The organism is Phenylobacterium sp. (genome assembly GCF_030693805.1).
Taxonomy (GTDB): Bacteria; Pseudomonadota; Alphaproteobacteria; order Caulobacterales; family Caulobacteraceae; genus Phenylobacterium.
This window is the reverse complement of record NZ_JAUXZW010000065.1, coordinates 1-6,975: the sequence shown is the minus strand read 5'-3', so window position 1 is coordinate 6,975 and position 6,975 is coordinate 1. Positions and strand designations below refer to the sequence as shown.

The following is a 6,975-nucleotide window of genomic DNA, read 5'->3' as shown; positions in this document are numbered from 1 at the left end:
CGCATCGAGAACCTCTTCGCCCGCCTCAAGGACTGGCGACGCATCCACACCCGCTACGACCGATGCGCCCACACCTTCCTGTCAGCTATCGCCTTCGCCGCAGCCTTCATCTTCTGGATCAATGAGTCCTGACCCTAGCTGGGGAGGGGGAATACGTCCGCAAGCACCCGGCCGGCAACGAGCCGATTTGGCCCGGGGGCATCGCAGACCACGAGGAGCCTCTCCTCGCCCTCGTGCTCGATGGCCGCCATAGCCTCTGGGTGGTCACAGCGGTCGCCGAAGGGCAGTTCGAGGACTCGGGAGGGGTGATGTAACAGGTCTCCGTTGGCGGCTCGCTTCCCCCAACCACTCCAGCGAAAAACCTGCGTGGGACCATCCAACTTCATCGTCGGCCCGGCGAGTATCAACACCTCATCGCCCAGCCTTTTCAAGTCACGGATGCCGAGGCCGCCGAGGTCAAGGAAATGGGTCGTCAAGCCGCTGGCGAGTTCGAGCCCACCAGCTTCGCTGTGTACTTCGACTTCGACGATCAAGGCCCAGCCATTGATCACAGGCCCCCGGAGGCCCAGGCCCACGCGGTCCGCCTTAACGATGAGCCCCTCCACGTCCAGGCCATTCTCCTTCGCAGAAATAACCGTGAATGGACCGATGAGAGGGTGTTCTCGCAAGATCTTGAAGAGCGGACTCACGTGTTTGCCAACGGGCAGCATCTGTGGACGGCGACCGTCATATTCGCCGGTGCACACATCCCACCGTCCACCGCCCAGCGGCCGTAGCGGCATGCGCCCGAGGAACATCCGGTTGTGGTTGTCGTTCAGCTTCGTCAAGCGCGCGAGCCCCTTCTCGTCAAGCGGCCGCCCCTTCTTCGGCTTCTTGCGAGTGAGGCTGTGAGAACCGACGATCCATAACCAGTCGTCGCACACTGCGACGCCCTCTATGTCCATCTCGCTGTCGCCGCCCGGCAGGTCAAAGGCCTTGCGCAGCTCTACGCGTCGATGTTCAGCGTACCCGTCCGCGGCGCGATGAAGCACCTCAAGGCCCGCGCACTCGTCGGCCGCTAAGAACAGGGTGTCGCCGAGCGCGGCGGCTGCCGAGATGTCGTGCGCGGGCTGATCTTCACCCTGTGCGTGCTCGTCAAGCGCTAGCGGAACTTGGGCTAGCCGTTCAGCGCAGGCGGGCCATCTGAAATCCTCCATGTCCCGATCTCTCCGGCGCCCTCACGCTAAGCGCGGCAGGCTCGAAGCTGTTCCAGCACCGTGCCAGCGCCATGGCGCGCGGGATCGTTGAAGACATGACGATGATCCAGGGCGCCGCGGCGGTTCTCACGCCCCTCGGCCTCATCCGGCAGAACTGGGAACTGCTGAAGCTGGCGAAGGCCGGGTGGCGGGCCTGCGACGCCGCTCTGGCCGCATCATCTGCGGTGCAGATCACCCGAAAAAGCACGAGAAGAGACTCTGCAATTCCGAGGTGTGAAATTTGAAGGCTCAGACCGCCACCACCAGGAACGTGTGGGAGTCTCGCGGGTTGACAGCCAGTGGTCAACCCCGGAGCGCCCCAGATGCAAGTCAGAGAAGTCATGAGCCAGGACGTCGTGTCCACGACGCCAGAAGAGTCGATCGAACAGGTGGCGCGGCAGATGGCCGAACGCGACGTCGGCTCCCTGCCCGTGCTGGACGGCGGCCGACTGATCGGCATGGTCACCGACCGCGACATTGTGGTCCGCGGCCTTGCGCAAGGCCTGTACGCGGACGCCAAAGTTCAGGACGTGATGACCGCCGACGTCGAATCGGTCTTCGAGTCTGACGACGTCGAGGACGTACACGACCGAATGTCGGCGGCTCAGATCCGGCGCCTGCCGGTGGTGACGGAAGACGGCGAACTCGTCGGCATTGTCGCTCTGGCCGACCTCGCGCGGTTGGACACCGACGAGGAGTCGGGCGCCACGCTGGAGGAGATCTCCGAGCCCAGCACCGGAGAGCACCGCAGCTTTGCGCCCTGAGGCGCGAACCTGAACCGCTGACCGGGCGCCGCTACGAGGGCCAAGCCACTGACGCCGCGCCGTCCCCAAAGTGGATGCGCGCGGTCATCAGCGCGCGAAAGACCTTGTAGCCGGCCTCTCAGACACGTTCGAAGCAAGGTCGAAAGCGCGCCAGATAATGGCGTACCGTCGACATGACCGCTTTTTGCCGTCGGCTCTAGCTGTCGCCCGAGTGAAAATAGCACCGGAGCGTGCCTTCAATTGGCTCTATCTGTGCGTCACGCGCACCGCCTAACGCGTGAACTCCTACCGTGCGTCCGGCGGCGGAACGGTGCATTAGACTGGATTTGCCGCAGCGACGATCATCGAAGGCCGAAAAATCCTGCGACAATCAAAACCACAACAACCAAGCCCACGATGTAGATGATCTTGTTCATAGTCGAACTCCCTTACGTTGCCTTTCAGCGCTGCCGCTAAACAACATTGCTGCTAAGACTAGTCATCGCCCAAGCCCTACTATGGGCGTCGCCGCACGACCTGCGCCGTGTGAACAGTGGGCCGAAGAGCCCGCGCCGCTAACGCGTCCGAGCTGCCGCATCCGCGGCGGCGTCGGCCTTCCGAGCGGCCGTTCCGGCTGCCGCTGCCGTATTATCGGCTGCGTTGTCCACGGCTGCCGCCGTGTTGGCGGCGGCAACGTTAGCGTTGGCAGCGGTGTCGTTCGCCGCCGATGCCGTAGCAGCCCCCGCATGATCGGCGGCCGCAGCGGCGTGGTCTTCGGTGTTTTGCGAACATGCGACCAGAGACAGTGACGCAACAAGGGTTAGAAGCTGAACTGGTAGGCGCATCGATATCTCCTTCGTGACAGTCAAGCTTAAGTGCGCCACCGTACGAAAGGTTCAGTTTCAGGTGGTCGACGACTCCCTGCATCCACGCTGGGCGGTCCCGAGGTTATGCTACCTCGCACCCCGACTTCAGAGGGGGCATGAACTAGGCTTATGCCCGCGCATCAACGCAAGATCGTGAATGCTCCCGCTTGCGCCAGCTTGCTGCGGGGAGTTGAGCGCGAGACCGAGCTTTCGGCGGAGTCCGATCGCAGCCCGGGCGTGCTGATGGCCTCGGGCTATATCGCCGCGGGGCGATCGCCGGCATCGGCATTGCCTTCACCGCCGGAGTGCTGGGCGGCTTCGACCGCGACATGACGCGGTTGAGGGGGGCGGTGAACCCGTTCTTCGCCGGCCTCCACGCCGACTGGCTCTCGATCCTGCCCTATGCGGTCCTGATAGTCCTCTATCGGGCCGGCGCGCGAAAGCCCTTGGGCTAGGGTCAGGACTCGATTGAGCCAGTAGGCGCATGTTGCGGCGAGCAAGATGACATCGAGGGTGGTTCAGGGCGAGTTTGTCGTATCGCGTGACGGTCACTAGGGCAGGCGGTTGAAGGTCCGCTTTCAGGCCGGAGACCAACGTCCCCTGTTGGCGCTTGCGCGACCAGGTTAGCCGCTCTTCTCAGACGCATGTGATCCAGCCCACGGCCCTATCGAGAAGCTCATCCATGACTTCGTGATCCTTGCCGCCTGTGCGGGCGGGCACGTGAAAGGAATGGTCGGCGCTTTCGACTAAGATCAGCGTCCCGCGTTCACCGAGGCCTGAGACGACCGGCCTAAGCAGGTCAACCTGGGCCAGCGTGTCGGCGGTTCCTTGTAGGAAAAGCATCGGGATGGCCACGTCCGCGAGGTGATCGGCACGCTCGATCCCTGGCTTGCCGGCTGGGTGCAGCGGAAAGGCGAAGAACACGAGGCCGCGCACGTCCTCGAGCGGCGCGAGCGCCTGCGCTTGGGACGTCATGCGTGCGCCGAACGAACGACCTCCTGCAAAAAGCGGCGCCCCCTTAGCTCTTCGCCTGGCTTCGACCACAGCTGCACGGACGGCCGAGTGGGCGAGGGGCGGCCGGTCCGGTCGCTTGCCGCCCTTCTCCATGTACGGGAACTGGAAGCGAAGGGTCGCGACGCCACGTGCTTCAAGGCCGTCGGCGGTGTTGGTCATGTAGCGGTGTGTCATGCCTGCACCGGCGCCGTGCGCCAGGGTCAGGACGGCCGCTGGGGTCGGCGGGGCCTGCCAAAGGGCGGAGACGGTTTCGCCACTTGGCAAGTCGAGGGTCAGAGTTTCCGTGGGCATACCGTGGGCATATGCGGTCGAGAGGGGGTTGGCATGATCAGGCGCAACGACCCGAGGACCGAAAGGCTAGGCGCCACTTTCGCTCGCAGCAGCGGAGGCGCGCATCGCCGGCTGCCACGACACCCTGCTTCGATCCCTTACCTTCCCATCCGCCACGCGCTGAGGCCACCAACCACTAAACGAAATCAGCTTCAAAAAAGACCCAAGCGCTTGAGGTTACCGGCTCTCTTCCAGGCGAGGCGCGCTACCGCTTGTCGTTTCCGATCGTTACCATCTGCGCTCACGACCGACTTGGGTAGGATGAAGCGGCGGAGTGCACCGTTGCGTTTTACTCCGCGCCCATCCGCATCGCGTTGTCGCCGTCGCGCGCTTTCCTCGCGGGGAGCAGCTGGGCGATCTTACCAAAAAAGGCGAGGCAGCGGTCTCGCCGGGCCGAGATCACGTAGTAGGCGACAGTCAGCCCGATGAAGGCGGCGACCAGCCAGATCACCCGCACGTGCGCCAGCAGCGCCAGCGCCGCGAGCCCGCCGATGGTGAGCGACGTGGCGCAGATCAGCAGCACGACCGCGGTCGTCGGAATGCCGGCGTCGAGCATCATGTGGTGCAGGTGACCTCGGTCGGCGGCGAACGGCGAGCGGCCGCTGCGGATCCGGCGCACCATCACCACCAGGCAGTCGATCAGCGGCGGAGCCAGGAGGAAGGGAGCCAGCGCCGGCGTCACCGGGTGGGCGGCGTTCTGGGTCATGCGGAAGCACGCCCAGGCGATGCAAAGGCCGAGGAACTCGCTCCCGGCGTTACCCAGGAACACCCGCGCCCGTGGTCGCCAGGGCAGGCGGAGGTTGAAGGCGAGGAAGGCCAGCACTGCGCCCAGCAGCACGATCAGCCCGTGCGCCAAGTTCTCGTTGCCGGAATAGACCGCCGCGCCGGTCAGCATGGCGAGGGCGCAGGCGGTCAGCGCGCCGGCCAGGCCGTCGATCCCGTCGGCCATGTTCAGCGCGTTGATGATGCCCACCGTGGCGATCACCGTGAATGGCATGGAGAGCATGCCGAGGTCGTTCGGCTCGGCGCCGAAAAGCGGCCCGATCCGTTCCACGCTGACGCCTCCGATATAGACCAGCACCAATGCGGCGGTGGTCTGGGCGGCCAGTCGGTACTTCCAGCGCAAATCCTTCATGTCGTCGACCACGCCCGTGGCGATGACGATGAGCCCGGCGAGGCCGAACCCGATCACGCTTGGGGTGAGCTGGAAGGTGAGGAGTGCGCAGGGCAGGGCGCCCAGCAGGATCGCCACGCCGCCGATCACTGGCGTCGGGGCGGCATGGGTCTTTCGTCCGCCTGGCTGGTCAAGCAGTCCGAACCGCCCGGCCAGCGGGCGGAGCAAGAGGACAAGGAGCAGCGTGCTGAGGAAGACGATGCAGGTGATGAGAAGCGAATGGCGGCAAAGCGCCTCCCACGCATGATGCATTCTTCGCCTCCTCTCGCCGAGAAGCCGCACTCACTAGAGACCGCCACAGGCGGCCTCGCTAAGCGCTACCAAAAACAACTTGTAGGAGACTAAATAATGCACTGCAGCATTACAAGTCTCGTTGAGAAAATCACGGTAAGGCTAAGCTCGATTAACTAATAAAAGGCGCTACTCGCCCACCCCTTGCAAATTTCTGCGCAGAAATCTAGCATTGGGTCGATCCATTATAGATCGATTGTGTCCCTTTTAGTTGCCGGCTAAAGTTTGCACGGGAGCCATCGCGCCTCCGCGGCCGTTTTCCGTCCGCTCTGCTGAAATCGAGGGCCTTTGTGTCGAATAAGTGGCGAGTCGGAAATCCATCGGACATATCCCACATGGCGTCTGATTCGCGCACTGCGGGATGCGTCCGGTCGGCTGCAATCGCACGCAGGTTGATCGGTACGGCCGTGGCGGCGGCGTCGCTGAGCCTGGCGGCTTGCGAGTCGGGGGCGCCCAGGGGCAGCGTCACGTCTCTGCCGCCGCCCGATCCGGCGGCCAGCGCCGCGGTCCAGCAGCAGGACTACCGGATCGGGCCTTTGGACACCCTGGAGATCACCGTGTTCAAGGTCGACAACCTGAACCGCACCCTGCAGGTCGACGCCAGCGGCGCCATCGACTTCCCGCTGATCGGCTCGGTGCAGGCGTCGGCGAAGACCCCGCGCCAGCTCGGCGACGAGATCGCCGTTCGCCTGGGCGCGCGCTATCTGCAGTCGCCTCAGGTCGGCGTGCTGGTGAAGTCGTCGCAGAGCAGCAAGTTCACCGTCGAAGGCTCGGTCAAGCGCCCCGGCGTCTATGACATCATCGGGCGGATGACGCTGATCCAGGCGGTCGCCACCGCCGAGGGTGTCGACCAGTTCGCCAACCTGAAGACCGTGGTGATCTTCCGCACCGTGGATCGCCAGCGGCGGGCCGCGGTGGTCAATCTGGCGGATATCCGCCTGGGCAAGGTCGAAGATCCACAGATCTATCCGGCCGATGTCATCGTCGTGCCTGTTTCGGGGTCGAAACGGGCGTTGCAGAACGTGATCGGCGCGACGCCGCTGTTCTCGCTGTTGCGGCTGGGGATGTGAGCATGGGTCGGTTTCGGCAAGCAAAGGTGATCGGGTCGTAATGAGGCCGGACAACGACGAGGCATGGCGCGAAGGCGAGGGACCGGTGACGGTTCGGGCGCATGGCGATCCGCCCAGCCACGCTCAGGCCCGTGCGCTGCAGCCGGCTGGCGAGGCCTTCGGGTTCGACGACGATGAGCCGGAGGCCGATTTCAACTTCCTGAAATACTGGCACATCGCTCAGAAGTGGCGCTGGCTGCTGGCGGCGGCGCT

Annotated in this window: 8 protein-coding genes and 1 pseudogene; 6 read left to right on the top strand and 3 right to left on the bottom strand. The window is 64.4% G+C overall.

The window, feature by feature from the left end:
• Nucleotides 1–132, top strand: a pseudogene (locus Q8M88_RS02665) (IS5/IS1182 family transposase); the annotation flags it as partial.
• A 2-nt stretch (nucleotides 133–134) separates the two neighbouring features.
• Here Q8M88_RS02665 and Q8M88_RS02660 read toward each other — a convergent pair.
• Nucleotides 135–1,196 carry a DUF3616 domain-containing protein gene (locus Q8M88_RS02660; protein ID WP_305594701.1) on the bottom strand — a complete coding sequence of 354 codons (1,062 nt, stop codon included), beginning with the start codon at nucleotides 1,194–1,196 and terminating at the stop codon, nucleotides 135–137.
• A 95-nt stretch (nucleotides 1,197–1,291) separates the two neighbouring features.
• Here Q8M88_RS02660 and Q8M88_RS02655 point away from each other — a divergent pair, with 95 nt between their 5' ends.
• The 3 genes from Q8M88_RS02655 (at nucleotide 1,292) to Q8M88_RS02645 (ending at nucleotide 3,299) form a co-directional block, all read left to right on the top strand.
• Nucleotides 1,292–1,480 (top strand): hypothetical protein, encoded by a 189-nt coding sequence (locus Q8M88_RS02655; RefSeq protein WP_305594700.1) that lies wholly within the window; start codon nucleotides 1,292–1,294, stop codon nucleotides 1,478–1,480.
• Nucleotides 1,481–1,576: 96 nt separating this feature from the next.
• Complete coding sequence (locus Q8M88_RS02650; protein ID WP_305594699.1) at nucleotides 1,577–1,999, top strand: CBS domain-containing protein; 423 nt, start codon at nucleotides 1,577–1,579, stop codon at nucleotides 1,997–1,999.
• Between the two features lie 1,174 nt (nucleotides 2,000–3,173).
• Nucleotides 3,174–3,299 (top strand): hypothetical protein, encoded by a 126-nt coding sequence (locus Q8M88_RS02645; protein WP_305594698.1) that lies wholly within the window; start codon nucleotides 3,174–3,176, stop codon nucleotides 3,297–3,299.
• Nucleotides 3,300–3,480: 181 nt separating this feature from the next.
• Here Q8M88_RS02645 and Q8M88_RS02640 read toward each other — a convergent pair whose 3' ends face one another.
• Both Q8M88_RS02640 and Q8M88_RS02635 read right to left on the bottom strand, forming a co-directional pair.
• The gene (locus Q8M88_RS02640; RefSeq protein ID WP_371132613.1) at nucleotides 3,481–4,149 is read right to left on the bottom strand and encodes an alpha/beta family hydrolase; all 669 of its coding nucleotides are present in this window, start codon (nucleotides 4,147–4,149) and stop codon (nucleotides 3,481–3,483) included.
• Between the two features lie 328 nt (nucleotides 4,150–4,477).
• The gene (locus Q8M88_RS02635) at nucleotides 4,478–5,614 is read right to left on the bottom strand and encodes an MraY family glycosyltransferase (RefSeq protein ID WP_305594696.1); all 1,137 of its coding nucleotides are present in this window, start codon (nucleotides 5,612–5,614) and stop codon (nucleotides 4,478–4,480) included.
• Between the two features lie 431 nt (nucleotides 5,615–6,045).
• Between Q8M88_RS02635 and Q8M88_RS02630 the strand changes: the two genes are divergently transcribed.
• A complete protein-coding gene (locus tag Q8M88_RS02630; protein ID WP_305594695.1) occupies nucleotides 6,046–6,723 on the top strand; it encodes a polysaccharide biosynthesis/export family protein in 678 nt (225 codons plus the stop codon).
• A gap of 40 nt (nucleotides 6,724–6,763) precedes the next feature.
• Nucleotides 6,764–6,975 (top strand): hypothetical protein (locus Q8M88_RS02625; protein WP_305594694.1); only part of this gene is annotated, 212 nt, incomplete at its 3' end.

Coding starts and splice junctions, on each gene's coding strand:
- Q8M88_RS02635 (WP_305594696.1), bottom strand. CDS start 5,614: ATGCATCATGCGTGGGAGGCGCTTTGCCGCCATTCGCTTCTCATCACC.
- Q8M88_RS02650 (WP_305594699.1), top strand. CDS start 1,577: ATGAGCCAGGACGTCGTGTCCACGACGCCAGAAGAGTCGATCGAACAG.
- Q8M88_RS02655 (WP_305594700.1), top strand. CDS start 1,292: ATGACGATGATCCAGGGCGCCGCGGCGGTTCTCACGCCCCTCGGCCTC.
- Q8M88_RS02660 (WP_305594701.1), bottom strand. CDS start 1,196: ATGGAGGATTTCAGATGGCCCGCCTGCGCTGAACGGCTAGCCCAAGTT.
- Q8M88_RS02645 (WP_305594698.1), top strand. CDS start 3,174: ATGACGCGGTTGAGGGGGGCGGTGAACCCGTTCTTCGCCGGCCTCCAC.
- Q8M88_RS02640 (WP_371132613.1), bottom strand. CDS start 4,149: ATGCCCACGGAAACTCTGACCCTCGACTTGCCAAGTGGCGAAACCGTC.